We start from the raw sequence: 16957 nt of genomic DNA, 5'->3' as shown, positions 1-16957 counted from the left end.
GCACCGCTCGATCGGCCAGGAGCGGTACCGCGACCCGCCGTCACGCGCCCTGCAGGCGCTCCACGGACCGCGCGAGCCACTCCGCCATGAGGGCCCGCTCGGCGTCGCTGAGCCCGGGGAGGTCGTCCAGCACGGTGCCGAAGGTCACGGCGACGGTGCTCGTAGTCGCGTCAGGCGCGGCGGGGGCTACGGCGAGCACGCTCGCGAGCACGGCGTCGAGCATCGCGTCCGCGAGGCCGGTGTCCCGCTCGGCTGCGGGCACCTCCAGGAGCGCGAGGACGGTCCCGTTCCCGGCCGCGTGGATCATCGCGAGCACGCGCTCCTCGCTCACGCGCAGGAGCCCGGCGGTGGCGAGCGCGTGGACGCGGGCCCGCAGCACCTCGATCCCCCGCACCGTGGCCGGGGACGGACCGGGTCCGCGGTGGGTGGCGAGCAGGCGGTACAGCTCCGGGTTCGCCAGGCCGAACTCCACGTGCGTGCGCCACCCGGCCCGGAGGTCCGCCACGGCGTCGCCGGCCGCGCCGCGCGCCGTGGCGGCCTTCGTGTCGACGTAGGCCGCCATGACGTGCTCCGCGAGCGCGTCGACGAGCCCGTCCTTGTCGCCGAACAGGCGGTAGAGGGTCGGCGGTTGCACGCCGGCCGCCGAGGCGACGGCGCGCGTGGTGACGGCGGCGGCACCGTCCTCCCGCAGCAGGCGCTGGGCGTGGTCGAGGATGCGCGCCCGCGTGTCGTCGCGGGGGTCGGGCGCGGGGTCGGGCGCGGGGTCGGGCGCGGCAGTCATGAACCGAGGGTAACGCTGGGACCGTTCCACTGGATTTCCAGTGATAACGTTCTGAGAGTTCCAGTGGTTCGACGAGAGGTGTCGTCATGATCGTCCTCACCGGCGCGACCGGTCAGCTCGGCTCGCAGATCGTCGAGCGCCTGCTCGAGAGCGTGCCCGCCCACACCGTCGGGGTCAGCGTGCGTGACCCCGCGAAGGCCGCCGGCCTCGCCGAGCGTGGCGTCCGCGTCCGCGCCGGCGACTTCACCGACCCCGCCGGCCTGCGGCACGCCTTCGAGGGCGCGGAGCAGGTCCTCGTGGTCTCCGCGGCCATCCGCGGCGCTGGGGCCGTCGACGCGAACCGGGCCGCCGTCGACGCCGCGCACGCCGCCGGCGCCGCACGGATCCTCTACACGAGCCACCAGGCGGCGTCGGCGAGCTCGCTGTTCGCCCCGCAGGCGACGCACGCGGCGACGGAGGCGCACCTGGCCGGGCTCGGGGTGCCGTTCACCGCGCTGCGCCACGGGTTCTACGCCGACTCCCTGCGCTTCTTCCTCGGGGACGCCCTGGAGACCGGGCTGGTCGTCGCGCCCGAGGACGGACCGGTGTCCTGGACCGCGCACGCGGACCTCGCCGCAGTCGACGCCCTCGCGCTCACCGAGGAGGGCCTGCTCGACGGCGCGACCCCGCCGCTGACCGCCGCCGAGTCGCTCGACCTCGCCGCTGTCGCGATCGAGCTCAGCGAGGTCCTCGGCCGCACCGTCCGCCGCGTCGTCGTCAGCGACGAGCAGTGGAAGGAGACGGCCGTCGAGCGCGGCATGCCCGCCGCGGCAGCGGACTTCACGCTCGGCATGTACCGGGCGGCGCGCCGCGGGGAGTTCGACGCGACCGACCCGACCCTGGGGACGCTCCTCGGCCGCCGCCCCACGCCCGTGCGCGCGGTGCTGGAGGCGATCGCCGCGGCCTGACGCAGCCGGGCGGACGACGCGACGCGGGCCGACGACGTGGCGGCGCACCCGCCTCGGAGGCCCTGCGGGACGCCCGCGCGGGGCACACCCGCCGCTCCGCGTGCGCCCACCGGCCTCCGTCGAGGTGGGTACGCAGGGCCGCGCACGTCAGCAGAACGACCGACGACCCTGAGCGACCCGCCGCGGCAGGGTCGTCGTCGTGCCCGACACCCCGACCGCCCGCGCTCTCACCACGCCCACCGCTCCGGCCGGAGCCGCGCCCGCACCCGCACCCGCGCCCGTGCACCTGCCCGCGCCCACGACGTCCACCCGCCTCGCGTCCCTCGACGTCCTGCGCGGCATCGCGATCCTCGGGACGTTCGCCTCGAACGCGTGGCTGTTCGCCCACCCGGGCGGGCCCACCGCGTGGTTCGCGGGCGCCGGGCCGGAGCCGGGCGTCGTCGAGACGGCGCTCCGGACGCTCGCCAACGGCAAGCTCCTCGCCCTGCTCACGCTCCTGTTCGGCATCGGCATCGAGCTGCAGCACCGCTCGGCCGTCCGCCGCGGTGCGCGCTGGCCGGGGCGGTACCCGGTGCGGGCGGCGATCCTGCTCGTCGAGGGGCTCGTGCACTACGTGCTCGTGTTCGAGTTCGACGTCCTCATGGGGTACGCGCTCGCGTCGCTGCTCGTCGCGTACCTCGTGGGGCGCAGCGACCGGGCCGTCCGCGCGTGGATGGCCACGGTCGGCGGGCTCTACGTCCTCGGGATCGGGGTGCTCACGGCGCTGCTCCTGGTGCTGCCGGACGGGCCGGAGGTGCCGGAGCCGGCCACCGCAGCGACGGCGAGCTGGTGGGCGCAGGTGCTCGTGCGGCTCGACGGCGCCGCGCTGTACCGCATCGAGCTCGTCCTGATCGTGCCGTCCGCCACGGTGCTGTTCCTGCTCGGGTCACGGCTGCGGCGCGCGGGCGCGCTCGACGACACCGCAGCGGGCGCGCGGATCCGACGCCGGCTCCTCGTGCTCGGCTTCGGGGTCGGCGCGCCGCTGAACCTGCTGACCGGGTTCGCGGGACCCGCCTGGGCGCTCGTCGACCGCTACGTGCTGCCGCCGCTGGTCGCCCTCGGCCTGCTCGGGCTCGTCACCGAGGTCGTGCTCCGCAGCCGCGGCGGTGCACCCCGCCGTGCGGTCGCCGCCGTCGGCCGCACCGCGCTGTCCTGCTACGTGCTGCAGAACGTGCTCGCGAGCGTCCTCTGCTTCGACTGGGGCCTCGGGCTGGCCACGCGGTTCGCCGACGCCCGGCCCTGGTGGGTCGTCGGGCTGTGGGCCGTGGTCTCGCTCACGCTCGTGCTGTTCGCGACCGCGTGGCTCCGGCGGTTCGAGCGCGGACCCCTCGAGCTCGCCGTGCAGCGGGTCCACGCCCGGGCGCCACGGCACGCGCCGGCAACCGCCGGGGCAGGGCTGGGGGCGGGGCACGACAGCAGCACCGCTGACGGTCACCCCGTCGTACGAGCCCGACGCCCGGGGTGATGTGCGACCACCCCTGACCGCTACCTTGGGTCCGATTCGTCCCGATCCGCGCGAGGAAGACGGTGACCCGGATGGTCGAGACAACCCCGCGCTCGGGCTGGTCGAGGTTCGCGCGTGTCCGCGCGACGGGTCCGGGCCACGGCGTCACGACGCTCGAGCTGTTCTTCGACCTGGTGTTCGTGTTCGGGTTCGTCCAGGTCACCCAGCTGCTGAGCGCGGAGCCGACGGCGACGGGCGCCCTGCGCGGGCTCGTCGTGTTCGCGCTGCTGTGGTGGGTGTGGTGCTCCTACGCGTGGCTCGGCAACCAGGCGCAGGCCGACGAGGGCACCGTGCGCCTGACGATGCTGCTCGCGACCGGCGTCATGTTCGTCATGGCGCTGACCATCCCCGAGTCGTTCGTCGACCTGCCCGGCGGGCTCTTCGGGCCGCTCGTCTTCGCGGCCTGCTTCGCCGCCGTCCGGCTGCTCCACCTCGCGAGCTACCTCGTGGCGGCCGGGGACGACGCGGTCCTGCGGCGGCAGATCCTCACGACAGCGGTCCCGGTCGTCCTCGCGAGCGGGCTGCTCGCCGTCGGCGCGGTGCTCGGGCCGCCCGCGCAGACCTGGGTGTGGGCGCTGGCCCTCGCCGTCGACTACGTCGGGATCTGGGTGACGAACACCGCGGGCTGGCGGCTGCACAGCGCACGGCACTTCGCGGAGCGCTTCGGCCTCGTCGTCATCGTCGCGCTCGGGGAGTCGCTGGTCTCCGTCGGGGTGGGCGTCGCCGAGCACGCCGTCTCGTGGCCCGTGATCGTCGGATCGGCGTTCGGCATCACGACCGTCGTCGCGATGTGGTGGCTGTACTTCGACGTCGCGACCCACGTGGGCGAGCACGCGCTCACGCGGGCCGACGACGCGGGGCGCAGCCGGCTGGCGGCGGACGCCTACACGTACCTGCACTTCCCGATCGTCGGGTCGGTCCTGTTCGTCGCGCTCGGCCTGAAGAAGGCGATGAGCTACGTCTCCGACCCCGAGCACCACACGCTCACCGAGCCGCTGAGCGGCATGCCGCTGCTCTGCCTGTACGTCGGCGCCGCCGCCTACGTCGCCGGCCACGCGGCCTTCCTGCGCCGCACCGAGGGCCGCTGGCCGGCAGGGCACCTCGTCGCGGGCGCCGTCGTGCTCGCGCTGCTCCCGCTCGCCGCGCGGCTGCCGGCGCTCGCGGCGATGGCGCTCGTCGCGGCGGTCCTCGTCGGGCTCGTCGTGCTCGACCTCTCGCGCCTCGGGCAGCGGCGCGACCAGATCCGCCACGGCCACGCGCCGACCCCGGCCGCCGACTGAGCCCGGCGGCCCCAACCCGGCGGCCCCAGCCCGGCGGCCCGGTCCGGCGGCCCCGGTCCGACGCCCGCGCCGACGTCGCCGTCGGCACGGGCCCCCGCGCTCGCTACCCGCGCGTGCCGGCCGGCGCGCCGGTGGTGACGTCGTCCCCGGGCACGTCGTCCCCGTCCACGGTGGCCACCGGGACGGCGTGCCGCGCCGCCCGCCGCGCCGCCCGCCGGTCGGCGCGCCGTTCCTTGCGCCGCTCGACCAGCACGTACAGGGCGGGGACGACAAGCAGCGTGAGCAGCGTCGAGGAGATCAGCCCACCGATCACGACGAGCGCGAGCGGCTTGCTGATGAACGCCCCGCCGCCCGTGAGCCCGAGGGCCATGGGCGTCAGCGCGAACACCGTCGCGAGCGCCGTCATGACGATCGGGCGCAGGCGCTTGCGGGCGCCCTCGCGCACGGCGTCGTCGAGCGAACGGCCGCGCTCGCGATACTGGTTGATGAGGTCGATGAGCACGATCGCGTTCGACACCACGATCCCGACCAGCATGAGGGCCCCGATCAACGCCGGGACCCCGAGCGGCGTCCCGCTCACGAGCAGCGCGACGATCGCGCCGGTCGCGGCGAACGGCACCGACACCAGCAGGATCAGCGGCTGCACGAGCGACCCGAACGTCGCGACCATGACGACGTAGACGATCGCGATGGCGACGAGCAGCGCGAGCCCGAGGTCCGCGAACGCGTCCTGCTGCTGGCTCGCGACGCCGCCGACCTCGACGTCGACGCCGGCGGGGAGGTCGAGCCCGTCGACCGCGGCCTGGAGCTCGCGCGTCAGCGAGCCGACGTCCTGCGTCGCGGGCGTGACGCGGACCGTCGCGGACCGTTCGCCGTCGACGCGCGTGACAGAGGTCGGGACCTGCACGGCCTCGACCGCGGCGACGTCGGTCAGCGGCACGAGGCCCTGCGCGGACGGGACCACGAGCGCCTCGATCTCGGCACGTGTCGCGGGCGCGGTGCCGGTCGTCACGACGACCTCGAGCGGGCCGTCGCCCAGGTCGGTCTCGCCGATCGTGCGGGCGGGGTTCATCGCCGCGGCGACGACACCGGAGACGACGGTCTCGGAGAGCCCCAGCCCGGCGGCCGCCTCGCGGTCGACCGTGACCTGCAGGACCTCCTGCTCGCCCGCGAGGTCGTTGGCCACCTCGGCGGCACCCTCGACGTCACGCACCGCCTCGTGCACGGACTCCGCGGCCGCCGCGAGGTCGCCGCGGTCGGTGGCCCGGACGGCGATGTCGACCGTCGACGAGCCGAAGCCGCCCTCGCTGCCGGCGACGTTGATCGCGGTGACGGGCGCCGCGACGAGCGCCTCGACGGCGTCGCGGACGTCGTCCTGCGCGGCCACCCCGTCGGCGTCGGCGTCGAGCGTGATCGCGAACGACGCCGAGGGGGCGCTGCCGCCGCCGCTGAACGCCGCCGTCGCCGCGTCGCCGGTGCCGACGGTCGTCTGGACGCTCTCGATCGCGTCGACCCCGGCCAGGGCGTCCTCGACCTCACGCGCCGCGGCGTCCTGCGCCGCGAGCGACGTGCCGACCGCGAACCGCTGCGTCACCGTGACGGTGTTCTGGCCGCTGTCGCCGATGAAGTTCGTCTCGAGCCGCGGCACGAGGCCGAGCGTCCCGACGAGCACGACGACGGCGACGCCGATCGTGACCCACGGGCGCCGCAGCGCCGCCGCGAGCGACGGGACGTACGCGCGCTGCCACAGCCCCCGGCGCTCCTTCGCCTCGGCGGCCTCGCGCGCCGCGGCGGCGCCGGCGTCGGTCCCGTCCGCGGGGCCCTCGGCCGGTCGGGGCGAGCGCACGAACCAGTACGCGAGCACCGGCACGATCGTCAGGGCCACGAGCAGCGACGCGAGCATCGCGATCGCGACGGTCACGGCGAACGGACGGAACAGCTCGCCGACCATGCCGCCCACGAGCGCGATGGGCAGGAAGACCGCGACGGTCGAGATGGTCGACGCGGCGATGGCCCCGCCGACCTCGCGCACGGCGGTGAGGATCGCGGCGGTCTTCTCCTCGCCGTAGGACAGGTGCCGCTTGATGTTCTCGATGACGACGATCGCGTCGTCGACCACCCGCCCGATGGAGATCGTCAGGGCGCCGAGCGTGAGGATGTTGAGCGTGTACCCGGTCGCGTCCATGACGATGAACGTCACCGCGAGGGACAGCGGGATCGACACCGCGGAGACCAGGGTCGCGCGCAGCGACGCGAGGAACACGAGGATCACGACGACGGCGAAGACGAGCCCGAGGCCGCCCTCGGTCGCGAGCCCCTCGATGGACTCCTCGATGAACGGCGCCTGGTCGAACACGACGGCGGTGCGCACGCCCTCGGCCTCGAGCGCCGGGCCGAGGTCGGCGAGCGCGTCCTGCACGGCGTGCGAGACGTCGACCGTGTTGCCGTCGGGGGTCTTGGTGATCGCGACGCCGAGCGCCGGGGAGCCGTCGAGCCGCGAGTACGACGTCGGGTCCTCGGGCGCCACCGTGACGGTCGCGACGTCGCCGAGGGTTCCGGCGCCGAGCGGGAGCGCCTCGAGGTCCTCGACGGAGCCGAGGCGCGAGCCGGCCTGCACGGAGTAGGTCCGGTCGCCCTCGGTGAGCGTGCCGACGGGCAGCACGACGCCGTAGTCGGCGAGCAGGTCCGTGACGGCGGTGGGGTCGACGCCCGCGGCGGCGACGCGCGCGGCGTCGAGCTCGACGAGCACCCGGTCGGCGGTGCCGCCGGTCACGGCGACCGTGCGGACGCCCTCGATGTCCTCGAGCGCGGGCACCACGACGGTGTCGATGGTCGCGGCGAGCGCGCTCGTGCCGGAGTCGCCGCCCGCGTCGGACGCCGCGGCGAGCTGGATCACGGGCAGGTCGTCGAGCGAGCCGGTGATGACGGTCGGCTCGACGCCCTCGGGCAGCTGGGTCTGCAGGCGGGAGATCGCCGTCTGCAGGCGCTGCGTCACCGCGTCCAGGTCGGTGCCGTACTCGAGCTCGACGGTCGTCAGGCCGAGCCCGGTCGAGGCGGTCGACGTGATCGCCTCGATGTCCGGGATCGCGCGGACCGCGGCCTCGACCGGCTCGACGACGCCCTGCTCGACGACCTCGGGCGACGAGCCCGGGTAGACCGAGACGACGACCGCGACGGGCAGCTGCAACGACGGGATGAGCTCCTGCTTGAGCTGGCCGACACTCAGGACCCCGAAGACGGCGATGGCGAACGTCGCGAGCGCGACGACGGCACGGTTCGCCAGGGAGAGACGGGCGAGACGGGACACGGGGGCCTCCGGGTCAGGACGCAGCGGGCGCTGCGGGGACGGCACGGCACGACGGACGGGTACGGGCAGGCACTCGACGCGGCGTCCTCGGCGCGGTCGTTAGCCTAACGCGAAGGATCGGCGCACTGTTCCCGTAGCCTCGGCTCCATGACCGACGACCCGCGCGCCGAGCTCGTCGCCCAGTTCACCGCGGCGCACGCGGCCCTGGACGACGCGTTCCTCGCCTCCCGGCTGCGCCCGCTGCTTGAGACGACGCTGACCGTCCAGCAGCTGCGCGCGCTCGGCCTCGTCGCGACGGGCGGTGCCACCACGACCCACGCGCTCGCCGAGGCGCTCGACGTCTCCGCCGCGACCGTCTCGGGAGTCGTCGACCGGCTCGTCGGCGCCGGGATGGTCGAGCGGCACGCCGACCCGCACGACGGCCGTGTCCGGGTGCTCACCCCGACCGACGCCGGCACCGCGACGCTCCGCCACCTGCTCACTCTGCCCATGGACGCCGAGCTGGAGGTCCTGGCCGCGCTCGACGTCGACGACCTGCGCGCGCTCGTGCGCGGCATGTGGGCGCTCGCCGAGGCCGCCCGCCGGTCCGTCCCCGCGGGGCCGGCCGCCGTCTGACACGCCCGGCGCTCCTTCCGCGCGCACGGGACGCCCCGCGATCCCGGACGCCGTGGCCCCTGCCGGACGCGGCCGGTCGGCCGCCGGTCACCGCTCCCCCGCGCCGCCCGCGAACTCCTGCGTCCCGAGCACCCGGAGCAGCCGCAGCTTCCCCTCGGCCTCGCTGCGCGGCGCGGCGGTGAGCACGAGCAGCGTCTGCGACCCGTCCTCGGTGAACAGCGCCTGGCAGTCCACCTCGATCGGCCCGACCTCCGGGTGCACCAGCACCTTGTGGTCCTCGAACCGGCGCGCGACCTCGTGCGCCTCCCACAGCCGCACGAACTCCGGGCTCCGGCGCAGCAGCTCGCGCACGAGCTCGCCGGCCGGGGAGTCGGCCCCGCTCACCCCGTAGGTCACGCGCAGCGACGCGACCTGCGCGCGGCCCTGCCGGTCCCTGTCCTCCTCGGGGTAGTGCAGCCGCTCGGTGTCCGGGTGCACGAACCAGCGGTAGATCGCGCTCCGCTCCCACCCGGTCAGGCCGTCGACGTCGCCGAGCAGCGCGCGTGCGAGGTCGTTCTGCACGAGCGTGCGCCCGAGCGCGTCGAGCACGAGGGCCGGGGTGTCGGTGAGGCGGTCGAGCACGCGCAGCAGGCCGGGCGCCACGTAGTCCTCGGTCGCCGTGCGGTCCGGCGCACTGTGCCCGGCGACCCGGTACAGGTAGTCGCGCTCGTCGGGCGTGAGCCGCAGCGCCCGCGCGAGGGCGGCGAGGATCTGCGGGCTGGGCTGCGGTGCGCGGCGCTGCTCGAGGCGGGCGTAGTAGTCCGTCGACATGACCGCGAGCTGCGCGACCTCCTCGCGGCGCAGGCCCGGGGCGCGGCGGCGCACCCCCGGACCGAGGCCGACGTCGCCGGGTCGGAGCGCCTCGCGGTGCCGCAGCAGGAAGTCGGCCAGGGCGTCGCGGTCCATCCGTGCAGTATCGGCGCCACGGCGCGGCCCGAGCCAGGGATCGCGGGTCCCTCGATGAGCGCTCCCTGGTGGACCCTGCGAGGGCCGCGAAGACTCGGGTCATGGACATCACCGGAAACACCGTCTTCATCCCCGGCGCGACCAGCGGGATCGGTCTCGCCCTCGCGCTCGCCCTGCAGGCCCGCGGCAACGAGGTCATCATCGGCGGTCGCCGCACCGAGCTGCTCGCGGAGCTCACCGCGGAGCACCCCGGCCTGCACGCGTACACGATCGACACGACGGACCCGGAGAGCATCACGACCGTCGCCCGCCAGGTCGTCGCCGAGCACCCCGACCTGAACGTGCTGATCCCGATGGCCGGGATCATGCGGGTCGAGGACTGGACGCACCCGTCCGGATTCCTCGCCTCGGCCGAGCAGACCGTCACCACGAACCTGCTCGGCCCGGTCCGGCTGATCGCCGCCTTCGTCGAGCACCTGCTCGGCCGGCCCGCCGCCACGATCATGACCGTGTCCTCCGGCCTCGCGTTCGCCCCGCTGCGCGCGACCCCGAGCTACAACGCGACCAAGGCCGCGATCCACATGCTCAGTGAGTCGCTGCGGCTCCAGCTCGCCGGCACGAGCGTGAGCGTCGTCGAGCTCGAGCCGCCGTCGGTCGCGACGGACCTGCTGCCCGGGCAGCGGGACAGCGCGACCGCGATGCCGCTCGACGACTTCGTCGCGGAGGTCATGGAGCTCCTCGAGACGCAGCCCGACGCGACCGAGATCCAGGTCGAGAACGTCCGGTTCCTCCGCTACGGCGAGGCCCGCGGCGACTACGACCAGGTGGTCGCGACCATCAACGCCCACGACCCGCACGGGAAGGCGGACGCGGACGCCGGGGCGGCGTGACCGCGTCGGACGCGCGCGCGAGCGAACCGGGTCGACGCACCCGTGCGTCAGCGGACCGGGGCCGCCGAGCCCCTAGCCGCAGCGGACCGGGGCCGCCCACCTAGGGCGTGTCTCCCAATGCCTGCCATGATTCGACCGTGCGTGAGTTTCTGATCCGGACCAGCGCCGATCATGGCTGGCCCGCGTTCCATAGCGACCGGATGGCAGAGGTTCTCCAACCAGCTGGCTGGGACTGCGAGCCCTTCGGTGGCGCAGGTGACTTCCGCGTCCGATCCGAGGGCGTCGATGTCTGGTACTCCGGCGAAGACGTCGGCTGGCAGGTCACCTTCGATGGGGACATGCCTCGGGCCGAGGTTTGGATCGAGCAGGTCACGCGGCAGATCGCCGCGGCCGCGGGCGAGCAGTGTGAATGGCTGGAGTTCGCTTAGGACGTCCGCAACCAGGTGAGGTTGCGGCCGAGACCGGCGCCGCCACCACCTCGCCGGTGGCGAGCTCGACCACCGGGTGGAACAGCACGCTGACGTCGCGGTCGTCGAGGATGCGCGCGAGGGCGGCGGAACGTGTGGACGGCGGCGTCACACGGGTCCCATCGTCCCCGGGCGGGACTTCGTGAGCGCTCGCACCCGGGGACGTCCTCGTGTCCGGGCGCCGTCAGCCCGCCGCGTCGTCCTCGTGCTCCGCCGCGCCCGGCAGCTCGGCGGGCGCGTAGACCAGCCGAACGACGCCCGTCGGGAACACGTCCGAGCTCAGCAGGCGCAGCGGGTAGATCGTGTCGCCCTCGTCGAACAGCCTCTCGCCCTTGCGGGCCGCGACCGGGTGCACGAGCAGGCGCAGCTCGTCGACCAGACCCGCCGCGAGGAGCTGCCGCACGACCGACACGGAGCCGGGGACCACGATCTTGCCGAGGCCCGGCTGGGCCTTGAGCGCCGTCACGGCCTCGACGAGGTCGCCCTCGACCTTCTCGGCGTTGCGCCACCCGAGGTCCTGGCTGCCGCGCGTCGCGACCACCTTGCGCGTGTCTCCGAGCGTCGCAGCGAACCCGGCGTCCTCCCCGCCGGCGGCCTCCCGGGCGGGCCACGCGCCCGCGAAGCTGTCGTACGTGACCCGGCCGAGCAGCAGCACGTCGACCCCCTCGTAGTCCTCGCCGACCGCCGCGCCCATGCGCTCGTCGAAGTACGGGAAGTGCCACGCGGGGTCGATCTCGACGACGCCGTCGAGCGAGCTGAACAGGGTCGAGACGATGGTTGCCATGGGGGTCCTCCGAGTCCTCGCGCCGCGCCGTGCGGACGCACCCCCATCAGACCGCACCGGACCGCCGACCTCATCGGTCGACCCGAGATCACCCCGCCGCGCGGTACGCCCGCCCGGCCTCGGTCGGCGTCGTCGCGTCGGTGTACAGCCCGAACGCGGCGCTGTCCCCGACCGCCGGCAGTCCGAACCACGCGTACCGCTCGACGTACGGCCGCGCCTCCATGCCCGCCGTCGAGCCCTCGATGAACGCCGCGAGCTGCGGGCCCGACGGGTACCGCGGGCTCCCGCCGAAGTTCATCAGCCCGTACTCGGTGACCCACACCGGCAGCCCGTAGCGCTCGTGCACCGCATCGACGTACCCGAGGAAGTGGCCGACGGCGGCGTCGCTGAAGTCCGAGCCGTACCAGTGCAGCGTGATGAAGTCGACGCGCCGGCCCTCCGAGCGCGCGCCGGTCATGAACCGGTCGAGCCAGCCGCCCGGGGTGTCACCGCCCCACGCGACCGCCGGGCTGCCGAGCCGCATCCCGGTGGCCTCGAGCCGCGGCCACGCCGCGAGCGCCTCCTCGACGCTCATGCCCGACTGCTCGGCGAGGTCGGGCTCGTTGAAGCCGAGCAGCGTCGTGCCCTCGGACGCGGCCCGCGCGAGCGTCGCGTCGGTCACGGAGTCGCGCCCCCAGATCATGGGCACGAACTCGACGCCGTCGGGCCCGGGCATGCTCGCGTTCGAGTCGGACCAGGTGTAGTACCAGCCCGCGCCGACGTCGCCGAGCGCCCCGCGGAGGCCGTCGAACTGCCAGGTCGCGACGCCCTTCTTGGCCGAGGTGGCGGCGACGGGCGCCGGTTCCGGGGCGGGTGGGGCGGGCTGCTCGACGGGCGCCGCCGGCGTCTCGACGGGCGGTTCGAGGACCGCGGGCGGCACGAGCGCGGGGTCGGGAGCGGGCGCGGTCGGCGCCGGCGTGGGCTCGCTCGGGGTCGGGGACGACGTCGCGGCCACCACGGTCTCCGGCGCGGGCTCGCGCTGCCCGACGGCCACCGCCGTCCCGACCCCCGCCACCGCGGACGTCGTGAGCGCCGCCACGAGGATGCCGCGCCCCACCCGCGTCCCGGCGGCGACCGCGAGCTTGGCGGCGAGCCCGTGCCCCGACGCCGCGTGCGTCCCGGCGTGCCCGGCGGCGCCCGCCGCGGACTGCCCGGGGGCGTGCGCGAGCACCGTGGCGTCGACCGGCGCCGGACCCGGCTGGACGAGGGACGCGTCGAGGGGCGTCGCGCCCGGTTGCACCACCGGCGGTGCACCGGCCGCTGCGACCGCCGGCAGGCCCGGGACGAGCCCGTCCCGCAGCACCGACAGCGCGAGCGGCACCGGGACGAGCCCGAGGCCGACGAGCAGCCGGTCCGCCGCGACGAGCCCGTGCCACGCGGGCGCGCACTGCGAGCACTCGCGCGTGTGCCGCGCGACCCGCTTGCGCCACAGCGGCGCCGGGCGCCCGTCCCACCCGGTGGTGACGGCGAGCAGCTCGGTGCACGGGGGCGTCGCCGCGAGCGCGCGGACGACGACGCGCGCCGTCTCGAGCTGGCCCTTCATGCGCTGCACCCGGACGGCGGCGTGCGCACGCGTCACGTCGAGCGCGTCGACGATCTCGTCGCGCGTGAGCTCGCCCGACGCCTCGAGCCACCACAGCGCCAGCAGCTCGCGGTCGTCCTCGTCGAGCCAGCGCGTCGCCTCCGCCGTCTCGCGGCGCTGGCCGGACAGCTCGAGCCGGACGATCGCGAGGTCGGTGAAGTCGGCACCGGGGTCGCCGTCGGCCGCGTCGTCGGGCAGCACGTCCGGGGCCGACCCCTGCACGCGGTGCCGGTCGCGCACCTGCCGGACGGCGATCGCGACGAGCCAGGACCGGAACGCCTCGGGGTCGCGCAGGTCCCCGAGCCCCCGCAGCGCGCGCAGCATCGTCTCCTGCACCACGTCGTCGACGTCCGCGTGCCCGCGCAGCGCCCGGCCGACGACCGAGTACACGAGCGGCAGGTACCCGCCGACGAGCCGGTCGACCGCTGCGGGGTCGCCGGCGCGCGCGGCGACGACCGTCGCGGTGTCCGGGGTGGGCTGCATGGCGGGGGACCTCTCCGTGGGGCAGTCGATCATCGCGCGGGCCGGCGCGTGCACCGCCCACACGGAGGGAGACCACCCGGACGGGGGCGGATAACGCAAACGTGGCGCGGACGCCTCCCGGCCGTCGACCGCCCCGCTCTCCGCCGGGAGGACGATCCCGCCCGAGACCCGAGGGGGACGCCGCACCGCTCGGCGCCTGGCAGGGTGACCCGGTGCCGTTCACGCTCGCCCACCCCGCCGCCGTGCTCCCGCTCGCCCGCGGGCCGCTGGTCCCCGCCGCCCTCGTCGCCGGCTCGCTCAGCCCGGACGTGCCGTACTTCGTCCCCGTGCCGCGCTCCGCGGGGTCCTGGTACGAGCCGTTCGTGAACGCGACGACGACGCACGCGTGGCCGGGCGCGCTGAGCGTCGCGGTCCCGACGGCCGTGGTGCTGCTCGGGCTGTGGTGGGCCGTCCGGGCACCGCTGCGGGTGCTCGTGGACGCGGGCGGACCGGCGCAGCGGCCTGCGGTGCCGGTGCACGGCTCGGGGGCGCAGGCGGGCGGACCGGTGGTGCCGGTGCACGTCCCCGCGGCGCGGGTGGCCGGCTCGGCGGCCCGGTCCCTCGCCGCGACGGTGTGGGTCCTCGTGTCGGTCGCACTGGGGGTGCTCACGCACGTCGCCTGGGACGCGGTCACGCACGGCGACGGCGTGGTGGTGCAGCACATCGCGTGGCTGCGCGAGCCGCTCGTCGGGGACGTGCCCGCCGCCCGGGTCCTGCAGCACGCCAGCACCGCGGTCGGGCTGCTCGTGCTCGCGGTGTGGGCCGTGCGGTCGGCCGTCGCGTGGCGCGCCCGCGGCGGGCGGCTCGTGCTCGGGCGGTGGCGCACGGCGGTGCTCGCGCTCCTCGGCGTCGCGGGCATCGCGGGGGCGGTGGTCGGGCTCGTCGGCGCGGCGGGCTCGGGCGCGGAGGGCACGCTCTCCGCGGTGGCGAAGACGGGAGGGACGGCGTTCGCCGCCGCCGGGCTCGCCGCGGCCGCGCTGTGGTGGCTGGGACGGCTCACCGGGCGACCGACGCCGCAGCCCTGACGGGCGGCGCGCGCAGGCCCGCGTGCCGGTCAGCCCCGCCCGCGCAGCACGAACCGGCTCTCCCACGCGACGCCCTCCGCGGGCTCGGGGCGGGCGAGCAGGAACCCCGTCGCGGCGTCGGCCCCGACGGCCACGATCGCGTCGAGCTGCTCGGGGGTCTCGATGCCCTCCGCGATGACGTGCGCGCCGATCGAGTGCGCGAGCCGGACGATGCCGTCGACGATCGCCTGGCCCTTGGCCGTGCCGGTCGCGAGGACGAACGAGCGGTCGACCTTGATGACGTCGACCGGGGCCTGCGCGAGGCGCGAGAGCGAGCTGTAGCCGGTCCCGAAGTCGTCGATCGCGACGGCGACCCCGAGGCGGCGCACGGCCTCGAGGTGCGCGACGAGCCGGCCGTCGTCCATGGCCTGCTCGGTGACCTCGATGCCGAGCCGGTCGGCGGCGACCCCCGCCTCGTCGAGCCGGCGCGCGAGGAGGTCGGCCAGCCCGGGCAGCGCGAGCTGGCGCGGCGAGACGTTGACCCAGACCCGCACACCGGGGCGGTCGGACCAGCGCGCGATCTGCTGGACCGCGCGGGCCACGACCTGCGCCCCGAGCGCCACGATCAGCCCGGACTCCTCGGCGACGGGGATGAACTCGGCGGGCGGCACGAGGCCGGGGCCGGAGCCGCTCCACCGGGCGAGCGCCTCGACGTGCGCGACGCCGGGGTGCCGCCCGAGCCCGAACGCCGGCTGGTAGTGCAGCACGAGGCCCTCGCCGGTGGTGAGCCCGCGGCGCAGCTCGAGCTCGGTCTCGACGCGCTGGACCGTCTGCTGGTGGAGCACCTCGTCGAACCACGTGAACCCGTCGCGCCCGCCGTCCTTGACCCGGTGCAGGGCGGCGTCCGCCTCGCGCAGCAGCGTGTCGATCTCGTCGACCCCCTGCGCGTGCGCGAGCCCGATGCTCGTCGTGACGGGCAGGAGCGTGCTGCCGATGACGACGGGTTCGTCGCCCGAGTCGACGATCCGCCGCGCGAGGGCCTCGGCCGCCGCGGCGGACGCCTCGGGGAGGACGACGACGAACTCGTCCCCGCCGAACCTCGCGAGCAGGTCCCGGGGCCCGATCAGCTCGCGCAGGCGCTCCGCCACGGCGCTGAGCACCCGGTCCCCGGCGACGTGGCCGAGGGTGTCGTTGACGAGCTTGAACCGGTCGAGGTCGATGAACAGCAGGACGAGGCCCGCGCCCGCGGACGCGTCGCCGTCGCCGAGCCGCCGGACCTCGCGCAGCAGCCCCCACCGGTTGAGCAGCCCGGTCACGGTGTCGTGCGTGGCGTGCTCGGTGAGCTCGCGCTGCGCCTCCTCCGCGGCCGCACGCGCCTCCTCCGCGGCGGCGCGCGCCGACTCCTGGTGCGCGATCAGCTCCTCGCGCTCGCGCTGCGCCGCGTACCGCTCGACGATGTCGCGGAAGTACACCGCCAGCCCGTCGTTCGGCAGGCGGTACGCGCGCACCTCGCACCGGATCCCGTGCGGGCCGTACTCGCCCTCGAACTCGACCGGCTCCCCCGTCGCCATGACGTGCCGGTACGACGCCTCGAGCGGCGAGCCGACCAGCTGCGGGAACACGTCCCAGAACACACGGCCGAGCACCTCGGTGCGGTCGACGTCCATGATGCGCTCGCCCTGCCGGTTGACGTACGAGAACCGCCAGTCGTCGCCGAGCGCGAAGTAGCCCTCGCTGATGGTCTCGAGCAGGTCGATGATCGTGGCCGCGGCGCGCTGCTTGCCCTCGGCGCGCTCCACGACCTCGGCGATCCGCGTGAGGTCCCGGAACAGCACGATCGCGGTCCGGTCGTCGACGATCACCGAGGACAGGTCGATCGGGAACGTCGACCCGTCGGCCCGGCGCGCACGCAGCTCGCCCTGGAAGTACCCCTCGTCGTTGCGGACTGCGACGGCCCGCGCCCACCGCTCGTCCTCGGGGTCGATCACGTCGGCGCGACCGAGCCGGCGCAGCTGGGTCTCGTCCCGGCCCAGCATGCGGCACGCCGCCGGGTTCGCCGCGAGGATGCGGCCGTCGGGGCCTGTGAGGACGAGCCCGTCCGTGCTGCGCTCGAACAGCGCCGTGTAGGCCTCCGCGTGCACCTGCCAGCGCGCACGCGCACCGGCACGCCCGTCGCTGTCGTCCACGGTGACGCCGGACATGTGACCCCCCAGTCATGTCCGGGGCACCGGTCGCGTGCACGCTCCCGGCC

Annotated in this window: 13 protein-coding genes; 7 read left to right on the top strand and 6 right to left on the bottom strand. The window is 75.5% G+C overall.

What is annotated here, in order from left to right; genetic code table 11:
• Positions 1 to 40 precede the first annotated feature (40 nt).
• On the bottom strand, positions 41 to 781 hold the full coding sequence (locus tag ACWFNE_RS12695; protein WP_452122793.1) for a TetR/AcrR family transcriptional regulator: 741 nt from the start codon (positions 779 to 781) through the stop codon (positions 41 to 43).
• Between the two features lie 86 nt (positions 782 to 867).
• Between ACWFNE_RS12695 and ACWFNE_RS12690 the strand changes: the two genes are divergently transcribed.
• The 3 genes from ACWFNE_RS12690 to ACWFNE_RS12680 all read left to right on the top strand — a co-directional run bounded on the left by ACWFNE_RS12690 (position 868) and on the right by ACWFNE_RS12680 (position 4551).
• Complete coding sequence (locus tag ACWFNE_RS12690; protein ID WP_452122792.1) at positions 868 to 1728, top strand: NAD(P)H-binding protein; 861 nt, start codon at positions 868 to 870, stop codon at positions 1726 to 1728.
• Positions 1729 to 1927: 199 nt separating this feature from the next.
• Positions 1928 to 3232 carry a DUF418 domain-containing protein gene (locus tag ACWFNE_RS12685; protein ID WP_452122791.1) on the top strand — a complete coding sequence of 435 codons (1305 nt, stop codon included), beginning with the start codon at positions 1928 to 1930 and terminating at the stop codon, positions 3230 to 3232.
• 71 nt (positions 3233 to 3303) lie between these two features.
• Positions 3304 to 4551 (top strand): low temperature requirement protein A, encoded by a 1248-nt coding sequence (locus ACWFNE_RS12680; RefSeq protein ID WP_452122790.1) that lies wholly within the window; start codon positions 3304 to 3306, stop codon positions 4549 to 4551.
• Between the two features lie 103 nt (positions 4552 to 4654).
• On the opposite strand, the gene ACWFNE_RS12675 is transcribed toward ACWFNE_RS12680, so the two are convergent.
• Positions 4655 to 7858: an efflux RND transporter permease subunit gene (locus ACWFNE_RS12675; RefSeq protein WP_452122789.1), complete on the bottom strand. Its 3204-nt coding sequence runs from the start codon at positions 7856 to 7858 to the stop codon at positions 4655 to 4657.
• A gap of 147 nt (positions 7859 to 8005) precedes the next feature.
• Between ACWFNE_RS12675 and ACWFNE_RS12670 the strand changes: the two genes are divergently transcribed.
• On the top strand, positions 8006 to 8473 hold the full coding sequence (locus ACWFNE_RS12670; RefSeq protein WP_452122788.1) for a MarR family winged helix-turn-helix transcriptional regulator: 468 nt from the start codon (positions 8006 to 8008) through the stop codon (positions 8471 to 8473).
• Between the two features lie 87 nt (positions 8474 to 8560).
• Here the strand turns inward: ACWFNE_RS12670 and ACWFNE_RS12665 are convergent, their stop codons facing one another.
• Entirely contained in the window at positions 8561 to 9418 is an 858-nt protein-coding gene (locus ACWFNE_RS12665) for a helix-turn-helix transcriptional regulator (RefSeq protein ID WP_452122787.1), read from the bottom strand.
• A 101-nt stretch (positions 9419 to 9519) separates the two neighbouring features.
• Here ACWFNE_RS12665 and ACWFNE_RS12660 point away from each other — a divergent pair, with 101 nt between their 5' ends.
• Both ACWFNE_RS12660 and ACWFNE_RS12655 read left to right on the top strand, forming a co-directional pair.
• Positions 9520 to 10308: an SDR family oxidoreductase gene (locus tag ACWFNE_RS12660; RefSeq protein ID WP_452122786.1), complete on the top strand. Its 789-nt coding sequence runs from the start codon at positions 9520 to 9522 to the stop codon at positions 10306 to 10308.
• A 137-nt stretch (positions 10309 to 10445) separates the two neighbouring features.
• Positions 10446 to 10736: a hypothetical protein gene (locus ACWFNE_RS12655; protein ID WP_452122785.1), complete on the top strand. Its 291-nt coding sequence runs from the start codon at positions 10446 to 10448 to the stop codon at positions 10734 to 10736.
• A gap of 223 nt (positions 10737 to 10959) precedes the next feature.
• Here ACWFNE_RS12655 and ACWFNE_RS12650 read toward each other — a convergent pair whose 3' ends face one another.
• Both ACWFNE_RS12650 and ACWFNE_RS12645 read right to left on the bottom strand, forming a co-directional pair.
• Positions 10960 to 11559, bottom strand: coding sequence for a dihydrofolate reductase family protein (locus ACWFNE_RS12650; protein WP_452122784.1), 600 nt, complete (start codon positions 11557 to 11559; stop codon positions 10960 to 10962).
• Between the two features lie 88 nt (positions 11560 to 11647).
• Complete coding sequence (locus ACWFNE_RS12645; protein WP_452122783.1) at positions 11648 to 13663, bottom strand: sigma-70 family RNA polymerase sigma factor; 2016 nt, start codon at positions 13661 to 13663, stop codon at positions 11648 to 11650.
• Positions 13664 to 13875: 212 nt separating this feature from the next.
• Between ACWFNE_RS12645 and ACWFNE_RS12640 the strand changes: the two genes are divergently transcribed.
• Positions 13876 to 14727, top strand: coding sequence for a DUF4184 family protein (locus tag ACWFNE_RS12640; RefSeq protein ID WP_452122782.1), 852 nt, complete (start codon positions 13876 to 13878; stop codon positions 14725 to 14727).
• A gap of 29 nt (positions 14728 to 14756) precedes the next feature.
• On the opposite strand, the gene ACWFNE_RS12635 is transcribed toward ACWFNE_RS12640, so the two are convergent.
• A complete protein-coding gene (locus tag ACWFNE_RS12635) occupies positions 14757 to 16907 on the bottom strand; it encodes a putative bifunctional diguanylate cyclase/phosphodiesterase (protein ID WP_452122781.1) in 2151 nt (716 codons plus the stop codon).
• Positions 16908 to 16957 lie beyond the last annotated feature (50 nt).

The sequence above is a fragment of the Cellulomonas sp. NPDC055163 genome (assembly GCF_053607065.1).
The sequence above is the reverse complement of the archived record's forward strand: the minus strand, read 5'-3'. Positions and strand labels throughout refer to the sequence as shown.